The 24,442-nt window shown below is 67.1% G+C and carries 26 protein-coding genes; 9 read left to right on the forward strand and 17 right to left on the reverse strand.

What is annotated here, in order from left to right; all coding sequences use genetic code 11:
- Window positions 1-607 precede the first annotated feature (607 nt).
- Genes F5544_RS36070 through F5544_RS36080 form a run of 4 tightly spaced genes read right to left on the reverse strand, consistent with a single transcriptional unit; the run spans window position 608 to window position 4,113 of the window.
- Window positions 608-1,954 (reverse strand): MFS transporter, encoded by a 1,347-nt coding sequence (locus F5544_RS36070; protein ID WP_167477311.1) that lies wholly within the window; start codon window positions 1,952-1,954, stop codon window positions 608-610.
- Window positions 1,941-3,587 carry a phosphoglucomutase (alpha-D-glucose-1,6-bisphosphate-dependent) gene (gene pgm / locus F5544_RS36075; protein WP_167477312.1) on the reverse strand — a complete coding sequence of 549 codons (1,647 nt, stop codon included), beginning with the start codon at window positions 3,585-3,587 and terminating at the stop codon, window positions 1,941-1,943. The genes F5544_RS36070 and pgm overlap by 14 nt, the downstream gene beginning before the upstream one ends.
- A gap of 47 nt (window positions 3,588-3,634) precedes the next feature.
- Window positions 3,635-3,769, reverse strand: a complete 135-nt coding sequence (locus F5544_RS47190; RefSeq protein WP_255664421.1) for a hypothetical protein — start codon at window positions 3,767-3,769, stop codon at window positions 3,635-3,637.
- Window positions 3,766-4,113, reverse strand: coding sequence for a DUF190 domain-containing protein (locus tag F5544_RS36080; protein WP_167477313.1), 348 nt, complete (start codon window positions 4,111-4,113; stop codon window positions 3,766-3,768). The genes F5544_RS47190 and F5544_RS36080 overlap by 4 nt, the downstream gene beginning before the upstream one ends.
- A 318-nt stretch (window positions 4,114-4,431) precedes the next feature.
- Between F5544_RS36080 and F5544_RS36085 the strand changes: the two genes are divergently transcribed.
- Window positions 4,432-5,676: a lipase family protein gene (locus tag F5544_RS36085; protein ID WP_167477314.1), complete on the forward strand. Its 1,245-nt coding sequence runs from the start codon at window positions 4,432-4,434 to the stop codon at window positions 5,674-5,676.
- A gap of 80 nt (window positions 5,677-5,756) precedes the next feature.
- Here F5544_RS36085 and F5544_RS36090 read toward each other — a convergent pair whose 3' ends face one another.
- Window positions 5,757-7,256, reverse strand: a complete 1,500-nt coding sequence (locus tag F5544_RS36090; RefSeq protein ID WP_167477315.1) for an MFS transporter — start codon at window positions 7,254-7,256, stop codon at window positions 5,757-5,759.
- Window positions 7,257-7,376: 120 nt separating this feature from the next.
- Here F5544_RS36090 and F5544_RS36095 point away from each other — a divergent pair, with 120 nt between their 5' ends.
- On the forward strand, window positions 7,377-8,054 hold the full coding sequence (locus F5544_RS36095) for a TetR/AcrR family transcriptional regulator (protein WP_167477316.1): 678 nt from the start codon (window positions 7,377-7,379) through the stop codon (window positions 8,052-8,054).
- Window positions 8,055-8,135: 81 nt separating this feature from the next.
- Entirely contained in the window at window positions 8,136-9,431 is a 1,296-nt protein-coding gene (locus F5544_RS36100) for a D-arabinono-1,4-lactone oxidase (RefSeq protein WP_167477317.1), read from the forward strand.
- Between the two features lie 10 nt (window positions 9,432-9,441).
- Here the strand turns inward: F5544_RS36100 and F5544_RS36105 are convergent, their stop codons facing one another.
- The gene (locus tag F5544_RS36105) at window positions 9,442-10,188 is read right to left on the reverse strand and encodes an SIR2 family NAD-dependent protein deacylase (RefSeq protein ID WP_167477318.1); all 747 of its coding nucleotides are present in this window, start codon (window positions 10,186-10,188) and stop codon (window positions 9,442-9,444) included.
- A gap of 258 nt (window positions 10,189-10,446) precedes the next feature.
- On the opposite strand from F5544_RS36105, the gene F5544_RS36110 reads away from it, so the two are divergent.
- Both F5544_RS36110 and F5544_RS36115 read left to right on the forward strand, forming a co-directional pair.
- Window positions 10,447-10,860 carry an arsenate reductase ArsC gene (locus tag F5544_RS36110; RefSeq protein WP_167477319.1) on the forward strand — a complete coding sequence of 138 codons (414 nt, stop codon included), beginning with the start codon at window positions 10,447-10,449 and terminating at the stop codon, window positions 10,858-10,860.
- Between the two features lie 56 nt (window positions 10,861-10,916).
- Window positions 10,917-11,312 (forward strand): VOC family protein, encoded by a 396-nt coding sequence (locus F5544_RS36115; protein WP_167477320.1) that lies wholly within the window; start codon window positions 10,917-10,919, stop codon window positions 11,310-11,312.
- Between the two features lie 50 nt (window positions 11,313-11,362).
- Here F5544_RS36115 and F5544_RS36120 read toward each other — a convergent pair whose 3' ends face one another.
- Window positions 11,363-12,070, reverse strand: a complete 708-nt coding sequence (locus tag F5544_RS36120; protein WP_167477321.1) for a helix-turn-helix transcriptional regulator — start codon at window positions 12,068-12,070, stop codon at window positions 11,363-11,365.
- 90 nt (window positions 12,071-12,160) lie between these two features.
- Window positions 12,161-12,862: a TetR family transcriptional regulator gene (locus F5544_RS36125; RefSeq protein WP_203217425.1), complete on the reverse strand. Its 702-nt coding sequence runs from the start codon at window positions 12,860-12,862 to the stop codon at window positions 12,161-12,163.
- Between the two features lie 84 nt (window positions 12,863-12,946).
- Here F5544_RS36125 and F5544_RS36130 point away from each other — a divergent pair, with 84 nt between their 5' ends.
- The gene (locus F5544_RS36130; protein WP_167477322.1) at window positions 12,947-14,113 is read left to right on the forward strand and encodes an FAD-dependent monooxygenase; all 1,167 of its coding nucleotides are present in this window, start codon (window positions 12,947-12,949) and stop codon (window positions 14,111-14,113) included.
- Between the two features lie 96 nt (window positions 14,114-14,209).
- Here the strand turns inward: F5544_RS36130 and F5544_RS36135 are convergent, their stop codons facing one another.
- The gene (locus F5544_RS36135; protein WP_167477323.1) at window positions 14,210-14,686 is read right to left on the reverse strand and encodes a hypothetical protein; all 477 of its coding nucleotides are present in this window, start codon (window positions 14,684-14,686) and stop codon (window positions 14,210-14,212) included.
- 298 nt (window positions 14,687-14,984) lie between these two features.
- On the opposite strand from F5544_RS36135, the gene F5544_RS36140 reads away from it, so the two are divergent.
- A complete protein-coding gene (locus F5544_RS36140) occupies window positions 14,985-15,527 on the forward strand; it encodes a thioredoxin family protein (protein ID WP_167477324.1) in 543 nt (180 codons plus the stop codon).
- Here F5544_RS36140 and F5544_RS36145 read toward each other — a convergent pair.
- Window positions 15,514-18,606 (reverse strand): tetratricopeptide repeat protein, encoded by a 3,093-nt coding sequence (locus F5544_RS36145; protein WP_167477325.1) that lies wholly within the window; start codon window positions 18,604-18,606, stop codon window positions 15,514-15,516. The two genes, F5544_RS36140 and F5544_RS36145, sit on opposite strands and share 14 nt — an antisense overlap.
- Window positions 18,607-18,664: 58 nt before the next feature.
- Between F5544_RS36145 and F5544_RS36150 the strand changes: the two genes are divergently transcribed.
- Window positions 18,665-19,585 (forward strand): lipase family protein, encoded by a 921-nt coding sequence (locus F5544_RS36150; RefSeq protein WP_167477326.1) that lies wholly within the window; start codon window positions 18,665-18,667, stop codon window positions 19,583-19,585.
- A 5-nt stretch (window positions 19,586-19,590) separates the two neighbouring features.
- Here F5544_RS36150 and F5544_RS36155 read toward each other — a convergent pair whose 3' ends face one another.
- A complete protein-coding gene (locus tag F5544_RS36155) occupies window positions 19,591-20,748 on the reverse strand; it encodes an MFS transporter (RefSeq protein WP_167477327.1) in 1,158 nt (385 codons plus the stop codon).
- Window positions 20,749-20,827: 79 nt separating this feature from the next.
- Between F5544_RS36155 and F5544_RS36160 the strand changes: the two genes are divergently transcribed.
- A complete protein-coding gene (locus tag F5544_RS36160) occupies window positions 20,828-21,262 on the forward strand; it encodes a MarR family winged helix-turn-helix transcriptional regulator (RefSeq protein WP_167477328.1) in 435 nt (144 codons plus the stop codon).
- A 33-nt stretch (window positions 21,263-21,295) separates the two neighbouring features.
- Here F5544_RS36160 and F5544_RS36165 read toward each other — a convergent pair whose 3' ends face one another.
- The 6 genes from F5544_RS36165 to F5544_RS36185 form a co-directional block, all read right to left on the reverse strand.
- Window positions 21,296-21,901, reverse strand: a complete 606-nt coding sequence (locus F5544_RS36165; protein WP_167477329.1) for a dihydrofolate reductase family protein — start codon at window positions 21,899-21,901, stop codon at window positions 21,296-21,298.
- Window positions 21,902-21,998: 97 nt separating this feature from the next.
- Window positions 21,999-22,721 (reverse strand): class I SAM-dependent methyltransferase, encoded by a 723-nt coding sequence (locus F5544_RS36170; RefSeq protein ID WP_167477330.1) that lies wholly within the window; start codon window positions 22,719-22,721, stop codon window positions 21,999-22,001.
- 112 nt (window positions 22,722-22,833) lie between these two features.
- On the reverse strand, window positions 22,834-23,415 hold the full coding sequence (locus F5544_RS36175) for a DUF4232 domain-containing protein (protein ID WP_238846833.1): 582 nt from the start codon (window positions 23,413-23,415) through the stop codon (window positions 22,834-22,836).
- Window positions 23,416-23,511: 96 nt separating this feature from the next.
- Entirely contained in the window at window positions 23,512-23,640 is a 129-nt protein-coding gene (locus F5544_RS47195) for a hypothetical protein (protein ID WP_275106992.1), read from the reverse strand.
- Between the two features lie 67 nt (window positions 23,641-23,707).
- Window positions 23,708-23,911: a DUF2997 domain-containing protein gene (locus F5544_RS36180; protein ID WP_167477331.1), complete on the reverse strand. Its 204-nt coding sequence runs from the start codon at window positions 23,909-23,911 to the stop codon at window positions 23,708-23,710.
- A complete protein-coding gene (locus tag F5544_RS36185; RefSeq protein ID WP_167477332.1) occupies window positions 23,908-24,348 on the reverse strand; it encodes a hypothetical protein in 441 nt (146 codons plus the stop codon). The genes F5544_RS36180 and F5544_RS36185 overlap by 4 nt, the downstream gene beginning before the upstream one ends.
- Window positions 24,349-24,442 lie beyond the last annotated feature (94 nt).

A 24,442-nucleotide genomic window follows, 5' to 3' on the forward strand; every position in this document is an offset into this window, starting at 1 on the left:
TCCGCGGCACTGGTTCTCGACGAATCGGAAGGTCAAGTGGGTGGTCGCGCCACTACGACGACTGGATCGCCCGAGATAGGCGCGGGGCGCGTTGGCGAGCGGCGTTTCGCCTCCACGAAGGCGGCTGGGTGGTCACGTCAGTCGGACAATCGCTGCTCGAGCAGCTGCTACACCCGTCTGAAGAGTGCACACCCCGTACAACGAATGTTCGGTTCGAAGACGGGGTGCGACGTCTCTCTTTTACCTTTGATCCAATAGGTAAGAAGCTTCGCGCGCAGGCCATTTCATCCAGCGCGTGAAACCGCACCCCGCATCCCAACGCACCACGTCCCTACCTCGGGCGATCCAGTCGTCGTAGCGGCGCACCGCCCAACCAACGCACCGACTCGTCCGAACCCGCCCATGGATCACACACCCGTACAACAGCCCATTGCATGCGCGAGAAGCTGAAAGCTATGCGGGAACAACGTCGTCCGGCGTGCGAAACCGCAACCCCACATTCCAACGCACCCACGTCCCCATCTCGGGCAATCCAGTCGTCGTAGTGGCGCGACCACCCAAACAACGCACTGATTCGTCCGAACCCACCCCCAACCGCGAGCAGACCTCACTGCGGAGTAGCGGTGGAAGGTTCGTCCGCAGCCTGAACAACCTCCGCCGCATCTCGAACGGATTCGTCTGCGGCGCGGACATCTACGGCCTCCGGAACAGCTTCCGCCGCGTCCTGGACCTGCACCGGAATCGCAAGCGCGTCAGCGGGTTCCACACCACTGCGCCGCGAAGGCTCAGGTACCAGCGCCCACACCAGTGCCGCGACGGCCAACAGACCGCCGGTGACCGCGAGTCCGAGCCCGTACGAAACCTGTTGCGCCAGTGCGCCTACCGCGATGGGGCCGAGGACGGTGCCGAGGTCCATCGACATCTGGAATCCGGCGAGCACCGGGCCGCCGCGGCCGCGTGGACCGATGATGTCGGCGAGGGCGGCCTGCTGGGTGGGGGTGAACATGCCCGAGCCGACGCCCGCGACGAACGAGGTCGCCAGCAGCCAGGGCAGGTTCGGCGCGATGCCGAGTCCGGCGGTGCCGATCGCGCAGATGATCGAGCCGATCACCAGGAAAGGTTTGCGGCCGAAGCGATCCGAGAGCCGTCCCGCCGAAAACAGCACCGCGACATTGCCCGCCGCGAATACGGTCAGCGTGACGCCCGCCATGCCGGCGGACTGGTGCAGCACCTCGACGACGAGCAGCGGCACCAGCGCCATCCGAACGCCGAAAACCGCTGCGCCGTTGGCGAAATTCGACAGCAGCACCGCGCGATATTCCGGTAGCGCCAACCCCTCGCGGAAGGTCATCATCCGCACCTCGCCGACCGGTTCGGGTGCGGCGAGCGTCGAATTACGCAGGCTCACATAGACAACCGCGGCCGCGATCAGCAGCGCGACCGCGTAGATCACGAACGGCGCGCGCAGCCCGAGCCCGGCCAGCGCACCGCCGACCAGCGGCCCGCTCACCGATCCGATCAGAAAACTCGACGACCACAGCCCGGACACCCGGCCCCGCTCAAGCGGCGGCGACAGCCGAATCACCAGTGCCAGCGAGGAAACCGTGAACATGGTGGATCCGATTCCGCCCGCGGATCGCAAAACCATGAGCTGCCAATAACTTTGGGCCAGCGCGCTGGCCCCGGTAGACACCGCGACGATCAACAGTCCGCCGAGATAGACCCACCGCTCACCCAGCCGCTGCACCAGCCGCCCGCTCAACGGCGCGAACAGCAAACGCATCAGCGCGAACGCGGAGACGATCGCCGAGGCCGCGGCCACCCCGACGCCGAAGCTGCGCGCGTACTGCGGCAGCACCGGCGACACCAACCCGAAGCCGATGGCGACGATGAAGGCGGACCCGACCAGCACCCAGATCTCGGCGGGCAGGGTCCTGGAGTTACTGCTGCGCACCGGTAAGCGCCTGCCCCACCATTTCCTCCGCGGCCGCCTGCACCTGGGCCAGGTGGTCGGCGCCGTGGAACGATTCCGCGTAGATCTTGTACTTGTCCTCGGTGCCGGACGGGCGCGCGGCGAACCACGCGTTCTCGGTGGTGACCTTCAGCCCGCCGAGCGGCGCGCCGTTACCGCGCGCCCGGGTGAATACGGCGGTGACGGGTTCCCCGGCGATCTCCTTCGTACCGATCATGTCCGGAGTCAACTTCGCGAGCAGCTCTTTCTGTTCCGCGCTGGCCGGCGCGTCGACGCGCGCGTATGCCGGGCTGCCGTATCGGCGCTCGAGTTCGACGTAGCGCGCCGACGGGCTCTGCCCGGTGACGGCCGCGATCTCGGCGGCGAGCAGCGCCAACAGGATTCCGTCCTTGTCGGTGGTCCAGACGGTGCCGTCCATCCGCAGGAACGATGCGCCCGCGCTCTCCTCACCGCCGAATGCCAAACTGCCGCTGAACAATCCGGGCACGAACCATTTGAAGCCCACCGGCACCTCGTGCACATCGCGGCCGAGCACGCCGACCACCCTGTCGATCATCGATGAGGTGACCACCGTCTTGCCGATCTTGGTCAGCGCATCCCAGCCCATCCGGTTCGCGACCAGGTATTCGATGGCGACGGCGAGGAAGTGGTTCGGGTTCATCAGCCCGCCGTCGGGCGTGACGATGCCGTGCCGGTCGGCGTCGGCGTCGTTACCGGTGGAGATGTCGTAGTCGTCCTTGATCGCCACCAGCGAGGCCATGGCGTAGCGGGAGGACGGATCCATCCGGATCTTGCCGTCGCTGTCCAGCGTCATGAATCGCCATGTCGGGTCGACGAACGGGTTGACGACCTCGAGTTCCAGGTCGTAGCGCTGCCCGATCTCCTCCCAGTAGTCGACGCTGGCCCCGCCCATCGGATCCGCGCCGAGCCGGATGCCCGCGCCGCGAATCGCGTCCAGATTCAACACATTCGGCAGGTCGGCGATGTAGTGGTCGAGGTAGTCGTAGCGTTCCACCTTGTGCGCCAGCGCATGCTGCAGCGTGGTGCGCTTGACCCCGTCGAGTCCGTTGCGCAGCAACTCGTTCGCGCGCGCGGCGATGACGTCGGTGGCGACGGTGTCGGCCGGGCCGCCGTGCGGCGGGTTGTATTTGAAGCCGCCGTCGCGCGGCGGATTGTGCGACGGGGTGACCACGATGCCGTCGGCCTGGTGTCGCGTGCCGCCCCGATTGTGGCGCAGCACCGCATGACTCAGCGCGGGTGTCGGGGTGTAGCGGTCGCGCGCGTCGACGATCGCGGTGACGTCGTTGGCCGCGAGCACCTCGAGCGCGGTGGTCCACGCCGGTTCGGACAGTGCGTGGGTATCCCGCGCCAGATACACCGGGCCGTCGATGCCGCGGGTGGCGCGGTATTCGACGATCGCCTGGGTGATGGCCAGGATGTGCGCCTCGTTGAACGCGGTGTCCAGGCTGGACCCGCGATGCCCCGAGGTGCCGAACGCCACCAGCTGCGCCGGATCCGCCGGATCCGGAATGCGGCTGTAGTAGGCCGTCACCAGACCTGCGATATCCGCGAGGTCGGTGGGGCGCGCGGGACGCCCGGCTCGATCATGGGCCATGCTCGGGTCTCCCTTCCGTGTCGGCTGCGCCCGGCTCGTCATCAGGATCATGTCCACACCCATTCGGCGGCGTACACCGCGGTGCGGACGGAGTTGTTCGCACTCGCGCCCGGCAGCGCCGAACCGACTATGTTATCGGCGAACGTGCCGGGCGGCAGCAAAGATTCGAAACCCTCGCTCATCGCACCGTCCCCTGCCAGATCTCGACCGGGGACAGCGCGACGTTCACGCTGGTGAACAGTTCGGCGTTATCGGCGACGAAGGCGCGTAGCCGCGGCGCCTCGTCCACGATCGTGACCACCGCGGGTAGATGGTCGGCCAGGTCGAGGATCCGGCTGGTGTGGATGCGCGAGGACGCGCCGTACCCCTCGATGCCGCGCCATACGCTGGCGCCGGCCAGCCCGGCGTCTCTGGCCCGCCGCACTATCTCGTGGTAGAGGGAGCCGTGCCGCCACTTGTCGTCTTCGTCCAGCAGTACGGTCAATCGAGCCGCCGACTGCCAGCCACCGACCGGTGTCTCGTTCATCGCCTGCCCCCTTCCGTCGTGCCGTCGTGTCGTTCAGGTTCAGCTACCGCGCCATGCTGATTCCGCGCACCGCCCCCGAGGTGAGCCGACACCTTGCTCGCGGTGCCGATTGGAAAAGTCTACGAACCCGTACGGCCGGATCCGGCACCGCCGGGACCGCAATGGTATCGGGACACCAATTGGTCTGTTCCGGGTGGGAGCGCGACAATTGATCACGAACAGCGTCGTTCGTTGACATGCCGACGGGTTCCACGTACGAATGCCCTGAAGGTTTCCGCCGAAGTGCCATCAACTCCGACCCCTATTCCGGGAGTGACGATGGCCGCAGGACGAGCTCGACACCTCCTATACCGGGCGGCGCCACGCAGGCCCGGGCACAGGCATTTCCGCAAGCTGCTACTGGTGACGCTGTCCGCGACGGTCGCGGCGCTGGCATACGCGCCGCCCGCGTCGGCGACGCCGATCTACCCGATTCCGGACCCGGACGGCTTCTATTGGGCCCCACCGGATATCGGCAATTTCCAACCGGGCGATGTCATCCGCAGCAGGCCGATGCCGACCGGCGCCTACCCGGGAGCGACCGCCTGGCAACTGCTCTATCGCTCCACCAATTCCTATAACCAGCCCATCGCGGCGGTGACCACCGTGCTGATCCCCGCGGGCGGCGGGCTCAACCGGCCGCTGGTGTCGTATCAGCCGTTCGTCAACTCCCTCGGCATGCAGTGCGCCCCGTCGCACAGCCTGTTCAACGGCACCATGCAGGAGGGCCCCGCACTGAATCTGCTGCTGGCCCGCGGCTGGGCCATCGCCATCCCCGACCACCTCGGGCCGACGAGCGCATACGGTGCGGCCCGGCTCGGCGGCCGCCTGACCTTGGACGGCATTCGAGCCGTAAAACGTTTCCCCCCAGCCGATCTCGCGGGTAGTCCGGTCGGCATGGCCGGATACTCCGGCGGCGGCATGGCCACCGGCTTCGCGGCGGCACTCGCCCCCGAATACGCGCCGGAACTGCCGATCGTCGGTGTGGCGCAGGGCGGTGTCCCGGTGAATATCGGCAAGCTCGCCCTCGATGTCGGGTTGCAGCCGAGCCCGCTGTTCGGCCTCGGATTCGCGGCCGCCGTCGGCCTGGAGCGTGAATACCCGAACGAGCTGCCGATGGAACGCATACTGAAACCCGCGGGCTGGGCGCTGCGCGACCAGGTGGCGAACGCGTGCACCCAGGAGATCATCAACGCGGGCGCGAACAAGGGCTTCGCCGACGTCTTCTTCGGCCGGATGGAGGATGCCGACCCGACCACCATCCGCATCATCCACGAGAACAGCCTCGAGACCTTTCCCGGCGTGCCGCGCGCCCCGCTCTACGAATGGCACGGCACCAACGATCAGGTCAACCCGTGGCTGGCCAGGGATGTGATGGGCCGCTACTGCGCGGCGGGCACCCCGGTACTGCTGGACATGATTCCGGGCGCCGATCACGGCACCGCCATATTCGCCGGTGCGCCAAGGGCTTTCAGCTATCTCTCGGATCGGTTCGCCGGACTTCCCGCGCCGAGCAACTGCTGAAAGCACCGCGCCCGCGACACTCCGATGTGTCGCGGGCGCTGTCGCTATTCAGTTGAAAGATGTTGCGGCACAAGGTCAATTCAGTGCGCGAGCACCGGTTCGCCCTCCGACGGCGCAGGCACCGTATTGGGCATCAGCACCGCCATGATCACCGCACCGGCCACGAAAATCCCGGTGGCCCACCAGAAGCTGGTGGTGTAGCTCTCGATCATCGACTGTGCGACGGTCAGCTTGTCCGGCACCTTCCCCGCCAGGTAGTCGCTCGCCGCGGAGGCCGCGATGGTGCTGAGCAGCGCGGTGCCGATCGAACCACCCACCTGCTGGCTGGTGTTGATCGTCGCCGACGCGACACCGGCGTCCTCGTGGTGCACCCCGGCGGTCGCGCCCTGGAACGCGGTGGACATCGCGCCACCGAGACCGAGGCCGAGCAGGATCAGCGCGGGCAGCACGTGCGAGGCGTATCCGGTGGTCAGACCGATCCGGGTCAGCCAGGCCATACCCGCCGCCGCGACAAGGAATCCGACGCTGGTGACGATCTTCGGCCCCACCTTCGGCAGCAGCAGCGAGGGCACGGTGGTCGAGGAGGCGACCATCGCGGCGACCATCGGCAGGAAGGCGACACCGGTCTTGATCGGCGAGTAACCCATGGTCAGCTGCATGTAGTAGGTGAGGAACAGGAAGATCGCGAACATTCCGATGCCCATGACGAATACGGTCAGGAACGACGCGCCCCTGGTGCGGTCCAGCACCACGCGCAGCGGCAGCAGCGGATGCGCCACCCTGGCCTCGATCGCGACGAACGCACCGAGCAGCACGACACCGCCGATCAGGAAGCCGAGCGTGCCCGCATCGGTCCAGCCGTGCGATTCGGCGCGGGAGAAGCCGTAGACGATGCCGAACAGCGCCGCGGTCACCACGACGGTGCCGGGGAGGTCGAGCTTCGGCCGATCGGTGGTCACATGCTTGGCCAGCAGCAGCACCGCGCCGACCAGCGCGACCGCCGCGAACACCAGGTTGACGAACATCACCCAGCGCCAGTTGGCCCATTCGGTGAGCGCACCGCCGAGCAGCAGGCCGATCGCGCCGCCCGCACCGGCGACCGCACCGAAGATGCCGAATGCCTTGGCTCGCTCGGACGGTTCGGTGAAGGTGACCGTGAGCAGGGACAGCGCCGCGGGTGCGAGCAGTGCGCCGAAGACGCCCTGCGCGACGCGGGCCGCGACCAGCATGTCGAATCCGGTGGCCGCGCCACCGACCGCGGAGGCGGCCGCGAATCCGATCAAACCGACGATGAACGTGGTGCGGCGGCCGAACAGGTCACTCAGGCGTCCGCCGAGCAGCAGCAGGCTGCCGAAGGCGAGCGCGTATCCGGTGACCACCCATTGCCGGTCGCCATCGCTGAACCCGAGATCCCGCTGCGCTGCGGGGAGTGCGATGTTCACGACGGTCGCGTCGAGCACGACCATGAGCTGGGCGACGCCGAGAACGGCGAGCACCCACCAGCGCATTGCGTGGGAGCCGCGACGACCCGCCGCGGATTTCTCGGGGGCGGTTGCCCCACGGTCGATCGTGGTAGTCATATGTCCCCTTTGTCTCGAGTATTGATCCGGAGAAGCAATCTCCGCTTTCCCCGAATGAAAGCTATCACGATAACGGAGGATCTGCCTCCACTTAATCCCGATCGTTGCTAGCATGACGGTGTGAATCACGCCACGGCCGTATCTCCGCCCCGCCGCCTGCGCGCCGATGCCGCTCGCAACCAGCAGCGCATCATCGCCGCGGCGCGGCAACTGTTCGCCGATCACGGACTCGAGATCACCCTCGACGATGTGGCCGAGCGCGCCGGCGTCGGCGTCGGCACGGTGTACCGGCGCTTCGCGAACAAGAAGGAGCTCATCACCGAGGTCTTCGAGCAGAATCTGCTGGAGTTCGCCGACGCCGCCGATGTCGCGCGTCAGTATCCGGACCCGTGGCTCGGCATCGTCGAATTCTTCGAGTACGCGAGCAAACACCTCGCGAACAACCGCGGCTTCAGCGCGGTGATGCTGGAGCTCAAAGAGGATATGGACCGGTTTTCCAAAATCCTGGACGACCGGATCAAGCCGTCCATTCGCGGCCTGGTCGAGCGGGCCCAGGAGGCGGGCGTGCTTGCGCCCGGCGTCGACGCGTCGGATTTCTTCGCGCTGATCCACATGATCGACGGCATCGCCGAATTCGCCGCGCCCGCCAATACCGAGGTCTGGCGGCGGTATATGGCGATCGCGCTGAACGGCCTCCGGGCCGATTCGGTGCCGCGCAGGCCGTTGTCCGTGCCACCGATGACGGAGGAGGAGATCGAGCACGCGAAGGCGGCCTCCTGCACCGGCCGTCGCCGGTGACCCGCCCGGCGAATATCGACATTTCATTTCATTTCGCGCATTGAGTAGCGGTGGTCACACCACTGACCTACAGTTGGACACATGACCAACTCGTGGGTGAATTGGGCGGGCGATCAGCGCTGTGCCCCGGCGGCCATCGTGTCCCCGCGCGATACCGACGAGCTCGCCGAAATCATCGGCGCCGCCGCCACCCGCGGACAGACCGTCCGGGTGGCGGGTGCGGGCCACTCGTTCAGCGACACCGTCCTCACCGACGGCGTCCTGCTCGATCTCGGCAAACTGGATCGCATACTCGACATAGACCACGCCACGGGCCGGGTCAGGGTTCAGGCGGGCAGCACGCTCAACGCGGCGAGCAATGCGCTGCACTCGCACGGGCTCGCCTTCCCGAATCTCGGCGACATCGACGTGCAGACCATCGCGGGCGCCACCGCGACCGCAACCCACGGAACCGGCGCCACCCTGCAAAACCTTTCCGCCGCAATGCATTCCATCGAGCTGATGCTCGCCGACGGCAGCCGAGTGGAGTTGAACGCCGAAACCGACCCCGACGGCTGGCGCGCGGCGCGGGTCAGCCTCGGCGCGCTCGGCATCGTCACCGAGGTGACGCTGCAACTGGTGCCGTCCTTTGTCCTGGAGGGCGTGGAACGCCCCATGCCGGTCGATGAACTGCTCACCGAGCTGGACACACATGTCGACGGCAACGAGCACTTCGAGTTCTACATGTTTGCGCACAGCCCACTGGCGATGACCAAGCGCAACAACCGGGTCGCGCTGCCGGAGCAGCCGCGCGGCAAGGCGGTGGACTGGTTCGCCGACATCCTCATGTCCAACTACACCTTCGACGCGCTGTGCCGGCTCGGCAGACGGGCCCCGCGCACCATCCCGTGGATCCACCGTGGCGCCGCGTACGCGGGCAGCTACCGCAGGCAGGTGGACCGCTCGTATCGAGTCTTCGCCTCCCCCAGGCTGATTCGGTTCACCGAGATGGAATACGCGATCCCCCGTTCGCATTCCGTCGATGCCATCCGCGAAATCAAGGAACTGGCGCGGAAATTCGATACGCCGATGCCCATCGAGGTGCGCTGGGTCGCACCCGACGACGCGTTCCTCTCCCCCGCGACCGGGCGGGAGACCTGCTATATCGCCGTACACCAGTACCGCGGCATGGACTACGAACCGTATTTCCGTGCCTGCGAAGCGGTTTTCGACAAATATGATGGACGCCCGCACTGGGGCAAGCGCCACTTCCAGACCTGGGAGACACTGCGCGACCGCTACCCGGACTGGGAGCGATTCGCCGAGGCGCGGCGGCGATTCGACCCCAAGGGCCGCTTCGCCAACGCCTACGTCGACCGGGTGCTCGGCTCGGTCTGACGAATTCGGTTCAGGCCGAAAGGATTTCCGACACCAGCCGCGGCACGGCGGTGCCGATCGGCTCGCGGACCAGCTCGCTCGCGATGCCGTCGTACGGCGTCGGCTCGGCGTTCACGATGATCAGATCCGCACCGGCGTCCACCGCGACCGCGCACATCGACGCGGCCGGCTCCACCTGCAGTGAACTGCCGATGGCCAGGAAGATTTCGCAGGTCTGCGCGGCGAGCGCGGCCTTGGTGACGGTGCGCGCGTCCATCTGCTGGCCGAACATGATCGTCGCGGCCTTCAATATTCCGCCGCATTCGGGACAGGGCGGATCCGGTTCCCCGTCCGCCACCCGGCCCAGCGCCGCCTCCATCGATGTCCGATAGTCGCAGCCGACGCAGACCACCTCGAACATATTGCCGTGTATCTCGATCACCCGCTCCGGCGTCGATCCGGCGCGCTGGTGCAGCCGGTCGACGTTCTGGGTGATGATGGTGACCGCCCGCCCGCCCCGCTCCAACTCCACCAGCGCCCGGTGCGCGGCATTGGGCCTGGCCTGCCAGGCCGGGTTGTCGCGGCGGGCCAGCCAGGAGCGGCTGCGCAGGTCCGGATCGGCGATGTAGTTGTCGTAGGTCGAAAGCAGTTCGGCGATCGGATCTTTCGTCCACACGCCGCGCGGCCCACGGAAGTCGGGAATGCCGGAATCGGTGGAGATGCCCGCGCCGGTGAGGACTCCGATCCGGCCGGTGCGGCGGCGCCAGTCGGTGGTCATATCGATCAAGGTTAAGCGAATGCCGGGACCGCGCCCGAGCGGGCTCATCCGGGCGGTGTCCGGGGGCTCCGCGAGCGGTCAAGCGCCACAACGGCTTTCGAAAGTATCCGCAGGTCACCCGCGGCAACGTAACGCAGGCGCGATGGTGACGATGTGCACGTCGAGCCCATCCTGACGGTTCCGGGATACGTATTCCCTTACGCTACGACAGCGTTTCGGCGGGAACCCGGGAACCGTCCATCCAGCGAAAGGCGATGCATGACCCACACACCGAGCGTGCTGTTCGTCTGCGTGCAGAACGCGGCGCGATCGCAGATGGCCGCCGGATTCCTGACCGCGCTGGCCGGCGATCGCATCGAAGTGCGTTCGGCGGGCAGCGAACCGGCGGCGGCCGTCGATCCGTCCGCGGTGGCCGCGATGGCCGAGCTCGGCATCGATATCTCCGAGCGGCGCCCGACTCCGTTGACGGACGAGGCGGTCGGTATTTCCGATGTGGTCGTCACCATGGGCTGTGGTGAGGCGTGTCCGTTCTTCCCCGGCATCAGCTACCGCAACTGGGATCTGCCCGATCCGGCCGGGCACGGACTGGACGGCATCCGGCCGATCCGCGATCGCATCCGGATCCTGGTGGAGAACCTCATCGCGGAATTGGTACCGGTGTCCAGGCATTGACCCGGGCGTCCGATTTCTTCAAGACCGCCCCGGCCCGAGCGCCATACGCTGCGGATATGACTCCACAACTCAGCTTCATCGGCATCGTCGTCAACGATATGACCGCCGCGCTGGCGTTCTATCGCCGGCTCGGACTGACCTTCCCCGCGGGCTCCGAAACCGAACCGCATGTGGAAGCCGAGTTGGGCGGCGGCCTGCGACTGTGCCTCGACACCGAGGACACCGTCCGCTCGTTCCACCCCGAATGGCAGCCGCCCGCCTCGCCGGGCCGCATCGGTTTCGCCTTCCTGTGCGCGAGCCCGGCCGAGGTCGATCGCGTGTACGACGAGCTCACCGCCGCCGGGTACCACGGACAGCTGAAGCCGTGGGACGCGTTCTGGGGCCAGCGGTACGCCACGGTCCACGATCCGGACGGCAACAGCGTCGACCTGTGTGCGGCCCTCGATTCCTGAGCCCGCCCCATCGAATCGCTACGCGATGCTGGGCCCGGTCGTGCTGGCCGTCAGCGAGATAGCAACTCCCGCAACGGCATTCCGGTCAGTTCGCGCACGTCGCGGGACAGGTGCGCCTGGTCGGCGAAGCCGGTGACGACAGCCGTCTCGGCCAGCGGCGCGCCGCCGCGCGCCGCCCTCAGCGCCCGCTGTAGCCGCAGCACCCTGGCCAGTGTTTTCGGCCCGTAGCCGAATGCGGCCAGCGAACGGCGGTGCAGCAGCCGAGGGCCGAGGCCGACCGCCTCGGCGGTGGCGGCGATCGTCCAGCCCGAGTCCAGAGCCGTCACGATGCGGCGCAGCCGGGGATCGGGCGGATCGACCGCGGCGGCCCTGGCCAGCGCGATGGATTCCAGCGCGGCGCCGCGATCTTCGGCCGCGTCCACCTGCTCGGTGAGCCTGCGGGCCGTCGCGGTGGGCCACAGCTCGTCCAGATCGACGCGGCGGTCCCGCAATTCGTGCGCGGGCACGCCGAGCAGGCCGGGCGCGGTGCCCGGATAGAAGCGGATACCGGCCAGGCTCGCGCCGGGACGGATGGCCGGGTACTGGGCCGCGGTGTCCGGACCCGCGATGAACAAACGCCCGTCGGACCAGATGAGATCGATGCAGCCATCGGGCAGGACGGGATGCGACGCGTCGCGCACGGCGACGGTGCGGGTCCAGAGGACGGCACCGGCCATGCGCGACGGCCGTTCGCGATAGCCTGCCGTCTCGTCCGCCATACCTTCGACGCTATAAGCACCCACCGACAGCGGGCAGCCGAATTCTCGTCACACCGCGATGTCTCAAAAATATCGTCTCAATAATGCGTTTTATTTGAGATATCGGTAGAGCGTCGCCCGCGACACCCCGAGTTCCCGCGCGATTTCCGGAACACTGCGGCCCTCGTCGACGCTCATCCGCCGGGCCACCGCGACGAGTTCGGGGGTGAGCGCGGCGGGGCGGCCGCGCTGTCCCGAAACCCGCTGCGGTCCATCGCCGTACAGGAGTTCGATACCGGCGAGGACCTCCGCGCGCAGCTCGTCGAGCGGCGCCTCCGCGTAGAGCACGACCGGATCGCCCAGGCTCGCGATGATCTGCGAGGCGCGCACCCGTTCCGCGAAGGTCGGATGCGGTCCGGCCGCCAGCTCGTTGGCCCGCACCATGGCCGTCCGCAATCGCTCGAAAATACTGCCGGGACCGGCCATCGCAAGATCGCTGAGGCTCAGCCGCAGCAGATAGCGGTGGGCGAGGTAGACATCGAGCAGACCCTCGACCACCATCCGCCGCGCCACGGCGGGCTCGGCCCGTCCGGCGGTGGCGACGGTCCGCTCCATCGCGACGAGTAGCGGCTCGGCCAAGCCGGCGAGAATGTCGTACTTGCTCGGATAGTGGTACAGCACACCGGCTTTGGTGATGCCGAGCTGTTCGGCGATGGCGCGAACCGAGGTGCGGTGGTAGCCGTGCGCGCCGAACAGATCGAGCGCGACCGCCAGAATGCGCTCGCGCATGCCCGCATGATTCTCGTCGTCCATCTCCCGATCGTAGCCGTTGACTGACCGATGGTCAGCGTCATACCGTAATGACTGACCATCGGTCAGTCGATCCGGGAGCACAGCATGTCAAGCAACCGCAACGTCCTCATTTCCGGCGCCAGTATCGCCGGGCCCGCCCTCGCCTACTGGCTCAATCGCAACGGGTTCCGCACGACGATCGTCGAGCTCGCCCCTGCCCTGCGTCCGGGCGGCAACGGCGTCGACCTGCGCGGCGACGCCGTGCGCCTGGTCGCGCAGACGGGCATCCTGCCCGAGCTGCGCGAGCTCGCCACCGATATCCGGGCACTCACCTTCGTCGACGAGCGGGGCGCGCAGGTGGCGACCATGCCCAACAGCGCGTTCAACACCGCCGACGATATCGAGATCATGCGGGGTGATCTGGCCCGCAAGCTTCACGAAATCACCTCGGACGAAACGGAATACCGCTTCGGCACGACCATCGAGGCGCTCACCCAGCGGCCGGACGGGGTGGCGGTCACCTTCGCCGACGGCACCACCGAGATATTCGATCTGGTCATCGGCGCGGACGGATTGCATTCGCGGGTAAGGAATCTCGCGATCATTCCCGAGGCGCGGGCGGTACACCACCTCGGCCTGTATTTCGCTACGGCACAGGTGGATTCGTCCTTCGGTGCGCCGGGTACGGTGACGCTCTACAACATTCCCGGCAAGGTCGCCGGTGTCTATCGCTCGGCCGCGCACGACACCGCGGGCGCCTTCTTCATGTTGCGCGAGCCGCACGTGCTCGAATTCGATCACCGCGACCGCGATGCACAGAAGGCGTTGCTGCGCAAGTACTTCGACATTCCGGGTTGGCGGGTGCGCGAACTGCTCGCGCAGGCCACCGCCGACGAATCGTTCTATTTCGATGCGGCCGACCAGATCCGGATCCCGCACTGGTCCAGCGGGCGGGTGGCGCTCGTGGGCGACGCGGGCTACTGCGCGACCCTGCTGTCCGGCGCGGGCGCATCGCTGGCGCTGACGGGTGCGCACCTGCTCGCCACCGAACTCGCGGCGGCCGCGGGCGACCACCGCCGCGCCTTCGACCGCTACGAGGCCACCCTGCGTCCGACGGTCGCCAAACACCAGCGGGCGACCAAGCTGAGCAGCGCCCTACTGATTCCGGCAGGGCCGTCGCAGCTCTGGTTGCGCAACCGGCTGGCCCGGATCCTGACCTTCGAGCCGGTGGCCGCCAAGGTGTTCCGGCAGCAGTTCGAGCGCGCCGCGTAGGAACGGCCGGCCACCGGTCGTGCCGCCGATCCCGCGCGGCGGCGGCATGCGGGTGACCGCCGGACACCGGTCTCGCGGCGCGGAGCACCCGCCCGCTCAGTGTGGTAGCAAACCTCGGGGAATCACCCTGATATACGGATTCTGATTATCCGCCGGGATCTTCGAATTCGGATCCTTGCAACCCACCGTCAGCTCGGTGTTGGGTGGCGCCGAAAACGTCCACAGGGTCATCCAATCGTGCCCGTAGATCTGCTGCGTCTTTTTTACGTCCGAGGAACGCAGATCCTCGTTGCGGCCCGCGCCGTCCAGCACCGAACAGCGCAAACCCGATGCCGCGGCGCCCCAAGCCGCGGGCACCTTGATATCGAGAACCGCATCGGCGGGCACCACCACCGTCTTGGTTTCGCCGATCGGGATGCGCACCCCACCACTCGGATCGTCGGTTTCGCTCGTCGGCGCGGCGGACGATTCGGAATTACTCGACGCCGCGGCCGGCGAACTCGATTCCGCATTCGAGGATTTATCGTCCGCACAGCCGGTTACGGCAAGCGAGATCAGTGCCACAACCGTCATCCAGATCAGTTTCACGAGGTCCGCCTCTCGGCTCGGCGATCGAATGGAACAGAGCAGGTGTCGCGGTGCCGCACAGTACCTCAGTCAGAAATTCGGCAATTAAGTGGCAAATAAACGGAATCCGGACATCCGGCGATCTGGACGCCGTCACACCGCGTCAACCCGCGCTTGAACGCTCAACGTGACGGCGCCGCCAATTCCGACGCAACATTCGAATTCGCCGCCGTGAATTCCCCGTCGCGCACACGGGACGGCGTTAGGCTTCGCACCGTCCCGTACCGGATGGAAGGCATCCGCCATGGCCCTCGAATCGCTGATGGTGCCGCTCGGCACCCCGCTGCCCGAATTCTCGCTGCCCGATCTCGATGGCGCGCTACACACCGGCGCCGATTACGCGGACGGGCCCGGATTGCTGGTCGCATTCGTCTGCAACCACTGTCCGTACGTAAAACATATCGAGGCGGCGTTCGGCGAACTAGCGGGCGCCATGGAGGCGATGCCGGTGGTGGCGATCTGCACCAACGATGCCGCCGCCTACCCCGACGACGCGCCGCTGCAGCTGCGCGATCAGGCGATCCGCGCCGGTTGGACCTTCCCCTATTTGATCGATGAGACCCAGGACGTCGGCCGCGCGTTCCATGCGGCGTGCACCCCCGATTTCTTCCTCTACGACGCGAACCTCGAACTCGCCTACCGCGGCGCCTTCGACGAATCCACCCCGGGCAACGGCAAGCCGGTGACCGGCGCCGATTTGCACGCGGCCGTCGAGGCGGTGCTGGCCGGTAAGCCGGTACCGGAACCGCACCGGCCCAGCATGGGCTGTTCGATCAAGTGGCGCTGAGCTTTTCGGTCCATTCGGCGACCTCCCGCGTCGCGGCGACGGTGACCGGATCCGCCGGACCGTAGGTGCGGTCCCAGATCTCGGGCAGCCGCGCGCCGACTTCCAGTGCGGCGGAATAGTTTCCGTTCGCGGCATACAGGCGGGCGAGCGCGAGCTTCGTGGCGATCGTCGAGGGATGTTCGGTGCCGGAGACCTCATCGCGCACCGCGATCACCCGCCGGTACAACTCGATGGCCGAGGCGGCGTCACCGCAGGCCGCGGTCCACAGCGCCAGATTGTGCATGGCCCAGAGCGTGGTGTTGTGTGTCCGGCCGAGCCGAGTGCGGCACCGCGGCACCAGTCGCGTCATCATCCGCCGCGCACGGCGCGGATCGCCCGTTTCACCGATCCAGCGGGCATAGTGGTCGCGGGCATTCAGCACCTCGGGATGGCTGCGGCCGAATATTCGCTCCATAGCCGGCAATACGGCGGCGTAATGTTCGCGCGCACCGGCGCTGTCACCGGTCTGACCGGTCCAGAAACCCAAACTCATTCGGGCGCGCAGGACTTCGCGTATGTCACCGGCCCGCTCCAGCCGCGGCAACAGCTCGATGAATATCGCGGCGGCGCGGGCGGGTTCGCTGGTTTGGCCGTACCAGTCGGCGAGTTGTGCTCGTGCGAGCAGTGTTTGCGGATGGTCGGGGCCGAGCGTCTGCGCACAGTAGTCGGCGAGGTCGGCGCACATCTCGCGGGCGCGGTGCGGTTCACCCGCGTAGCCGGTCCACCGGGCCAACCGTGAGCGGGCGGTGAGCACGGCGGAATGGTCTAGTGGCAGTGCGTTTTCGAAAACGGAGAGCCAACTCTCCCACGCCATGCGATTGTCGACGGCGCGCCGTTGCGAATCGGCGGCATCCAGAAACGCTATGGCGCGCTGGTGGTCTCCGCATTCGATCAGGTGACGCGGGCCCGAATGCTGTGCGTAATCGGCGAATTCGTCGTCCCACGGGCGAGGTTCGATGAAATGGGCGACCTTCGCCCTGCGTCGCGCCGCCCGATTCGACGAACGCACGCGACGCCACGGTGGTCGCGCGTACCCGTCTGCAGCGGGCACCACCTGGCTGACGCCCTCCCGCCCCACAGCGGCCGCAACGGCACCATAGTCCCCAGTGGGCGCTGGGCGCTCCAGGACCGCGGCGCCTGCGGGCGCCCCAGCCCCAGTACTCCTGCGTCCGAGAACACCGCTCCGTAGTGCGCCACGGACATCGAGCACATCGGACAACGCTCGTTGCGCCTGGAGTATCACGCCCGGTAGGCACGCGGACACCACCCGCGCCAGCGGCTCGGTGAACGCGTGATGGGCCAACCCGACCAACTCCCCGTCCTGTCCGGGATGTCCCCTCGCCACCAGAACACCGAGATCGACCACGACATCGCGTAAATGGGATAGGGAGACCGATTCTCCGAGCTGGGCCAGCGCCGCATGGATCAATCGCAATGGGGCGGTCGGGCCGACCCCCACTGCCGCGAGCAATGCGGCCAACTCAACAATCACCCATGTTGGTCGGCGTCGCGCAGCGGCCTCGAATCGCCGCGCCACCAGCGAATCCAGCCCATCCATCTCGGAATCGCTTCCATTCCAGTCGATTTCGGTGACAAGCCGGGCTATCAGCCATCCGCCGCCTAAGTCGTCGTGTAATCGACCGAGCATGGGGATGATTTCCCTCGGCATCGGAGCGCGGGTGCGAATCAGGTCACTCAGGATCTCGCCCCCCGAGGGCGGGGCCAATCGAAACCGCCTCGCGTGCGCCAGATCCGGATGTTCGGCGATCTCGGTGCCGGAACGTACCCCGACGATCACCCGCACCTGGCGCAACCGCTCGTCACCGGACAAGACGCCCACCGCTTCGATAACACTATTCCGGCATCCTTCGTCCGGTTGGTCGAGACCGTCGATCACCAGCCTGATCCGCCTTCCCGGCCGCTGCATTCGGTGCAACGGCCGCACGATATCGGTCTCGAACGCGCTGAAGCGTTCCCGGTCGACCAGCTCGTCGAGCACCGCCTGCCGCGCATCGCGAAACTCCGCGCCGAACCTGGTCTCCAGCTGTTCCACCAGCTCGGCGTGCATCGTCTCGACCGTGCTGGAAACATCGAGAAACACTGCGGCCGTGACGAATTCGGCATTCACCCCGCTCAGTTCGGCGACCAGTCCCGGCCGGATGAGCAGTGAGAGCAGCGTCGACTTGCCCGCACCCGCCGGGCCCGTCAGCACCTGTAGCCGATCGCCGGATTCGACCAGATCCGCCAGCGTATCCCGCACGGCGTCGGTCAGCGATACGGTGCGCACCAGATGATCGACCAAACCCGCTGCGGGCCTTCCGGTTACCGCATCGCGGGACCTGGCCCGGTTGGGAACCAGCCAGAGCCCGAGGTCGCCGCGAGCCACCTGGGTCCCGTTGAACGACAGGTGCCTCGGCGTCTGCGAGCTACAGGCCGCGTTCAGCTCCGGCGCCAGTTCGGCGCACAGCAGATTGGATCCGCTGCCCGGCAGCCCGGTTTCGAAGGTGCGCAGCATGGTTCGGGTGAAGCAGCCGTCGTACGCGTCGCCCCGATCGGAGGCCGCCAGCAATTCCATTCGGCCCGAACCCTGTTCGAGCAGTGGCACCCATTTACGGCCGGCGTCCAGCACGCCGGGGCCCGCCTCACACGCGTCTACGAGCACGATCAGCCCGTCCAGCGAACCGGTGTTGGTCAGCTGCCTGGTGACCTCGTCCACCAGGTGCAGGCCGCTCTCGTAGTCGAGCGGAAGCTCGGAATCGTGTGCCAGCAGGAAGAAGTCGTCGCGTCCGGTGGTGAAGCCGTGCCCGATGAAGGCGATCAGCAGCGTCGCCGCGCACCGATCCGCTTGCTGGAAGGCGGCTTTGAGGCGGGTCTTCAATTCCGCGACCGTCGGGTCGAGCACCGGGCCGTCGCCGACCGGCCGCCAGCCGCCGAGCTCGGTCAGCGCCCGCAGCAGCGCCTCCGCCAGTTCGGCGGTGAAACCGAGCCTGCCGAAATTCGCGCATTCCGATCCGATAACCAGCGCCAACCTGTCGGCCATGAGTGAAACTATCGGGGACGGTGGCGCGGGAAACAACCGTTTTGAGAAAGGTGGACCGGTGGCAACCATCGTGCTGGTGCACGGCATCGCCCAGGAGCAGGAATCCGCCGACACGCTGGAGGACAGGTGGCTGCCCGGGCTGGCGGGCGGGGTGCGTGCGCACGGCGCGCCCGAGCTGGCGGATCGGCTGTGGCGCAATAGATCTCCCGGTGATATCGAGGCGAGGATGGCCTTCTACGGCGATCGTTTCCTGGTGCGGGGCGCCCAGGGCGTCGGCATCGGCGACCTGGACGAGGAACAACTCGCGCTGATGGAACGGCTCGCCGAGCTCTGGTTGGCCAATGCCGCCGAGTACGCCGAGGACGCCCGCGATCGCGGCGCCGCGCGACGATATACCGCCCCACCGCCATCGAATGCGCAGGGTGCGGCGGCGCTATTGCGTCCCGCGCTCAACGGCTTGGTCCGGCTGCGCTGGTTCGCACCGTTCGGCATCGGGCTCGCGGAGAAATTCGTATGGCGGGCGCTGTCCCAGGTGAGCCGCTATTTCACCGACGAATCCCTGCGCGCGCACGCCCAGGATCAGGTGCTCGCGCACATCGGTCCGGAGACCAGGCTGGTGATCGGTCACTCGCTGGGTTCGGTGGTGGCCTACGAGGCGCTGCACCGGACCGATCACCGGGTCGCGCTCTTGACGCTCGGCTCACCACTCGGCCTGCGCACGGTCGTATACGACCGGCTGCGACCGCAGCCGCCATCGGTACCGAAATCCGTTGTCGGCTGGCACAATCTGGTCGACCGCGACGATCTGGTCGCCGCCCATCTCGATCTGGCGCCCTACTTCCCGGCGCATTCCGGTGCCGGAATCGCCCCTGTTACACCGGAATCCGTCGACAACGGCGCGAAACCACATGACTCCACCCACTATCTGACCAAGGCGGTCACCGGCGGCATCGTCGCGAGCGCGCTTCTCGCGGGGTAGGCCGCTCACACCTCGGCCAACGCGCGCCGATCGGCACGCAGCATCCGCACCGCGACGAGCAGTCCGAGAACTGTAAATGCCGCTCCGACAAGATATATCGAGCGCAGGCCCGGACCGTTCTCGATCACGCTCCCGCCGAGCCAACCCGCGCAGGCCGCGGCCACCTGGTATCCGGACGCGTTCACCGCGACCGCGAGGGTCGGCGCCCGGCCCGCCGCGGCGACCACCCTGGTCTGCATGCCGGGGATGATCGCGAAGGCCAATGCGCCGAGTACGAAAACCAATGCCGCGGTGAGCCATTGGGTCGCATCGGCCACCCAGAGCAGGACGAGCACCGCGATCAGCGCAGCCAGCAGGCCGATCAGCGACGGCAGCAGCGCGCGGTCGGCCAACCGGCCGCCGAGCCGATTGCCGACCACCGCGCCCGCGCCGTAAACCAGCAGCAGCACCGGAACAACGCCGGCGGCGAAACCGCCTACCCCGGTGAGCAGCGGAGTGATGTAGGTGAAAACCATTGCCACACCGATATTCCCCGCCGCGCTGAGCGCGATCGCCCACAGCACGGCGCGATCGGTGAACACCCGCAGCTCACGCCAACCGGATTCGCCTGACTCCATTGGCAATTCGGGCATGTACCGAAGGACGAACAGCAACGCCGCCGCGATGCACAGCGCCACCGCGACGAAGGTCGACCGCCACCCGAACGCATGCCCGACGACCGTGCCCAGCGGGGTGCCGAGCACGATGCCGAGGTTCATGCCCATGGCCACCTGCGCGACGGACGACGCCTCCCGGCCGGGTTCGGCGGTCGCCACCGCGGTGGCGACCGCGACCGCGAAGAAGGTCGCGATCACCAGTCCCGCGGCGAAGCGGCCGACCAGCAGCAGCGGATAGTTCGGCGCGACGGCCGAACCCAGATTCGCCAGCACCGCGAACAGCACCAGCCCGACCACCAAACGCTTTCGCGCCACCCGAGCGGTCAGCGGCGTGAGCACGGGCCCGCCGACGATCATGCCGATCGCGTACCCGCTCACCAACCCGCCCGCCGTGCCGACCTGCACCGATAGTCCGTCGGCGACCTCGGGCAGGATCCCGGCTATTACGAATTCCCCGGTGGTGAGCCCGAATACCACCATCATCAGCGCGAGCAACGCAGGGCGCATCACATCTCCATGTAGTTCTAACTCAAATGATGTGAGTTAGAACTATCACAGTTCGAAGCATCCGGCTAGACTCGACCGTGTGACCAGGCAATCCGGACCCGCGGTGGACAGCGAACTCGATCGAGCCATCTGCAAACTGGCCCACCAGTTCACCCATAGCCTCGGCGGTCACGCCCGCCGCGTCGCCGACGAACTCGGCCTCACCGCCTCGCAAGTCATTGCCCTGCGCGAACTTTCGGAGCCGATCACGGCCAGGGAACTGGCCGCGCGCATGTTCTGTGAACCATCGAATGCCACTTTCGTCCTGGACCGCCTCGAGCAGCTGGATCTCATCCGCCGCGAACCCCACCCCACCGACCGCCGCGCCAAACAGATCGTCCTCACCGAGGCGGGTAGACAGCGCAGAACCGCGGCGGTGGAGCTGCTCGGCAGCCACTCCCCCTTGGCCGCGCTCTCGCCACAGGATCAGAAAACCCTGCGCGACCTGCTCCGCGCGGCAACCGGTGAATCCTGAAAAAGACTTCGCCGCAAGCGATTTCGTGCGGGGTCAGTCCTGCGGCAGATGCTCCCTCGCCGTCTCGTAGCCGCCCTCCCGAACCTTGTCGTCCGGGCCGTAGACCAGGTGCACGACACCGGTTTCGAATGGGGTGGCCGAGATCAGGCGCAGCGGCACCGCCTCGCCGACACCGAAGAGGCGGTCGCCCTCGTTCAGCGCGATGGGGTGCACCAGCAGGTGCAGTTCGTCGAGAAGGCCCGCGGCCAGCAGCTGCCGGACCACCGAAATCGAACCGCTCAACCCGATATCGCCGCCCGGCTCGTTCTTGAGCGCGGTCACCGCCTCGATCAGATCGCCCTTCAGCTGCTCGGAATTGCGCCAGCTGAATTGCAGGTCCTGGCTGGAGACGACGATCTTGCGGGCGTCGCCCAATTTCTTCGCCATACCCGCGTCGGCCTCGCCGGCCAGCTCACGCTCCGGCCACGCGGCCGCGAAGCCCTCGTAGGTCTTGCGTCCGAAAAGCACGGTGTCGGCGGCGCCGAGCTGATCGTTGACCGCCGCGCCCATCTCGTCGTTGAAGTAGGGGAAATGCCAGTTCTGTGGGTCCTGAATCACGCCGTCGAGCGAGATGAACAGGCCTGCGGTGATCTTGCGCATCGAAAACTCCTTCGTGGTCACGCACTGTGTCAGCAGTTCTGACGACGCGCGGCCGAAAAAGTAATCGACGAGCGGACCACCGCAGGCGCACGCTCGGCTAGGCCCGTTTCGCGTACAGCACGAACACCGGCAGCACCATCATGCCGTCGGCGTCGAGTTCGACGTCGAGACGGCCATTCGGCGCCATGGCCGCCACGGCCTCGGGCGGCAGCGGCGTCGCGATCACCGCACCGCTGCGCAACTCCTCGATCGACCACTCCGGTGCGGCGAACGCCGCGCGCACCTCCTCCTCGGTGCTCGCAAAGGGCGAGTACGCCTCGCTGCCGGGCACCTTCGAGAAGGTGAACTGGATGAGCCGCCCGCCGGGCCGCAGCACCCGCGCCATCGCCGCTACGTATTTCCGCTGTTTATCCGGCTCCAAGCAGTGGTACAGCGAGCTGCTCACCACCGTGTCGAACCCGTTCTCGTAACCGTCGAGCTCGGTGGCGTCGGCGACGCCGAACGACACTGTCACATTCTGCTCGGCCGCCCGCCTGCGGGCGGCCTCGATCGCGGTCGGCGCGATATCCAGCCCGGTCACCCGGTAGCCGAGGCCGGCCAGGTACACCGAGGAATCGCCTGGGCCGCAACCGATGTCGAGCACCTCACCGGAGATGCGGCCCTGTTTCTCGGCTTCGAGCAGCTCCGGCTGAGGCCTGCCGATCTCCCACGGCATTCGCTCCAGCACGACGCCTTCGACGATTGCACTCCTCTGGTAAGCGGTCTCGAAATCGAGTTTTGTCGGATCGAACCGCTGCGGCGCTGCATCATTTTCGGTCATCTGAACCTCGCCTCTCGGGTCATGAATGGTTTTGCCCGGGCATGTCGACATAGGGCAGCCTACTCCTTAACTGGAGTACTTTGCTCCGGTTCTGCGGTTTGACCGGAACCCGCTACGGGCCGTCGTCGCCCACCACCGGATGCGCGGTCAGTTCGCAGGTGTCGATCCGCGCGGGAACCCGTACGCCATCGGTCGTATTCGGCGGTGTCACAAGCAATTCCGTGTAGAACGGACATTGGTTGCCCACATCGTCGGTCGCCCGGCCCTCCACCACCGCGTGCGCGCCGTGCGTGGCGTCCAGCGTCACCGTGGCGATCTGGGCGCCCTGCGCCAAACCACCCAGGTAGCCGCGCTCGGTCCAGGTCGCGTGCAGCAGCGGCCCGCCGGCCCCGGAATCGACGCCAGGATACCCGCGCAGTGTGCAGCGCTCGCCCGGGCGCACAACCGAAAACCCCAGTCGCACACCGCGATGCGTCGATCCGGGCGATATCTCCGACGCGGTGACCGCGACCTGCCCCGAGACACAGGGACGCACCGCCGCATCACCGCCCGGCACCGGCGTCGGGGTGACGCCCGCCGTACTTCCCGGCACGGAGCTCACCACCGTGACCGGGCTGTTCTCGGAATCCGGCGCACACCCCGCGCCCCAGGCCACGGCACACAACGCAAGCGGCAGCAGATATTTCGCGCCCAACGATCCTCCTGGTCGTTTCGAGCATCCGACTAAAGGATAGGAACCGCACGCCCGCGCCACTGCCTACCCTTGGGTCGGTTTCCGCCCACCCTGCGGTCACCCCACCGGCTTCACATAGCGGTGCGTCGGCACGTCGACCGTATCGCTCCGGTCGGTCACCCGATTCAGGTACGCGATCACCGGCGCGTCCGCACCCCGGGCCCGCCGCACCACCACATCACTCATGGCCGCACTGTAGTGACCGGCCCCGACCCGACGCCCGGCCCGGATTATCGGGGCATCCCGGGCGCCGCTATTCGCGATTGTGTCGAATCTCGTCGGGCATCGGGAAATTCGACCAATCGCCGGTCAAATCCAGCTCGGCATCGGGCGAGTCGAGCAGATCTTCCAGAATAGCCAGACAGTTCAGGCATTTTTCGCCGACGATGTTGTGAGTTTCGGCGCGTACCCCACCATCTGGACCGACGACCACCGTAATACGTTCCGCATCATTCACTGTCGCACCTCCAGGATCATCGTCACCGAATCGTCGCTGTTCGTGGTTTCCGAAACCAGCGCCATCCCCGCCGCGGGGGCGCGATCGCGAAGTTTGCGCAGCACCTCCTGCTGCACGCGATGACCGTACGCTCTGTCTATCGCCGAAACCGTCTCGGCACAGCGCCGTTCGTCCGTCGTGCCGGTGAAACGGGCGAGCCGGATCCCGTCCGCGCCGCGCTGCAGCCGGGCGGCGAGGTCCGGCCAGGTGGCATCTATCGCATCCGCCCCCACCACGACCTTCGCCGCCCCAGCATCTTCCAGTGCGAGCGCGAGCAACCGAGGGTCGCGCAGGCGCGTCGACACCGGGCACATCATCGACCCCTGCACGGCGACGGGCGCGGCGGCCTTCGCGGCCTCGGCAACGCCGGTCGGCACCAAGATGATGGAGATAGTCATACCTCCGAATTATTCCCTTACCGAAGCGAATTGGGTCGGGTCAATTTCCGGCGAATGCCGAACAGACCGGTCACCACAAATTGTTCGATTTGCG

Source organism: Nocardia arthritidis, assembly GCF_011801145.1.
Classification (GTDB): domain Bacteria; phylum Actinomycetota; class Actinomycetes; order Mycobacteriales; family Mycobacteriaceae; genus Nocardia; species Nocardia arthritidis_A.

What these genes read in the sequence shown, in the direction of transcription:
- F5544_RS36130 (WP_167477322.1), top strand. Translation starts at nt 12,947, where the DNA reads ATGTCAAGCAACCGCAACGTCCTCATTTCCGGCGCCAGTATCGCCGGG.
- F5544_RS36125 (WP_203217425.1), bottom strand. Translation starts at nt 12,862, where the DNA reads ATGGACGACGAGAATCATGCGGGCATGCGCGAGCGCATTCTGGCGGTC.
- F5544_RS36080 (WP_167477313.1), bottom strand. Translation starts at nt 4,113, where the DNA reads ATGAACGAGACACCGGTCGGTGGCTGGCAGTCGGCGGCTCGATTGACC.
- F5544_RS36135 (WP_167477323.1), bottom strand. Translation starts at nt 14,686, where the DNA reads ATGACGGTTGTGGCACTGATCTCGCTTGCCGTAACCGGCTGTGCGGAC.
- F5544_RS36165 (WP_167477329.1), bottom strand. Translation starts at nt 21,901, where the DNA reads ATGCGCAAGATCACCGCAGGCCTGTTCATCTCGCTCGACGGCGTGATT.
- F5544_RS36140 (WP_167477324.1), top strand. Translation starts at nt 14,985, where the DNA reads ATGGCCCTCGAATCGCTGATGGTGCCGCTCGGCACCCCGCTGCCCGAA.
- F5544_RS36185 (WP_167477332.1), bottom strand. Translation starts at nt 24,348, where the DNA reads ATGACTATCTCCATCATCTTGGTGCCGACCGGCGTTGCCGAGGCCGCG.
- F5544_RS47195 (WP_275106992.1), bottom strand. Translation starts at nt 23,640, where the DNA reads ATGAGTGATGTGGTGGTGCGGCGGGCCCGGGGTGCGGACGCGCCGGTG.
- F5544_RS36105 (WP_167477318.1), bottom strand. Translation starts at nt 10,188, where the DNA reads ATGACCACCGACTGGCGCCGCCGCACCGGCCGGATCGGAGTCCTCACC.
- F5544_RS36110 (WP_167477319.1), top strand. Translation starts at nt 10,447, where the DNA reads ATGACCCACACACCGAGCGTGCTGTTCGTCTGCGTGCAGAACGCGGCG.
- F5544_RS36145 (WP_167477325.1), bottom strand. Translation starts at nt 18,606, where the DNA reads ATGGCCGACAGGTTGGCGCTGGTTATCGGATCGGAATGCGCGAATTTC.
- F5544_RS36155 (WP_167477327.1), bottom strand. Translation starts at nt 20,748, where the DNA reads ATGCGCCCTGCGTTGCTCGCGCTGATGATGGTGGTATTCGGGCTCACC.
- F5544_RS36090 (WP_167477315.1), bottom strand. Translation starts at nt 7,256, where the DNA reads ATGACTACCACGATCGACCGTGGGGCAACCGCCCCCGAGAAATCCGCG.
- F5544_RS36085 (WP_167477314.1), top strand. Translation starts at nt 4,432, where the DNA reads ATGGCCGCAGGACGAGCTCGACACCTCCTATACCGGGCGGCGCCACGC.
- F5544_RS47190 (WP_255664421.1), bottom strand. Translation starts at nt 3,769, where the DNA reads ATGAGCGAGGGTTTCGAATCTTTGCTGCCGCCCGGCACGTTCGCCGAT.
- F5544_RS36115 (WP_167477320.1), top strand. Translation starts at nt 10,917, where the DNA reads ATGACTCCACAACTCAGCTTCATCGGCATCGTCGTCAACGATATGACC.
- F5544_RS36120 (WP_167477321.1), bottom strand. Translation starts at nt 12,070, where the DNA reads ATGGCGGACGAGACGGCAGGCTATCGCGAACGGCCGTCGCGCATGGCC.
- F5544_RS36100 (WP_167477317.1), top strand. Translation starts at nt 8,136, where the DNA reads ATGACCAACTCGTGGGTGAATTGGGCGGGCGATCAGCGCTGTGCCCCG.
- F5544_RS36170 (WP_167477330.1), bottom strand. Translation starts at nt 22,721, where the DNA reads ATGACCGAAAATGATGCAGCGCCGCAGCGGTTCGATCCGACAAAACTC.
- pgm (WP_167477312.1), bottom strand. Translation starts at nt 3,587, where the DNA reads ATGGCCCATGATCGAGCCGGGCGTCCCGCGCGCCCCACCGACCTCGCG.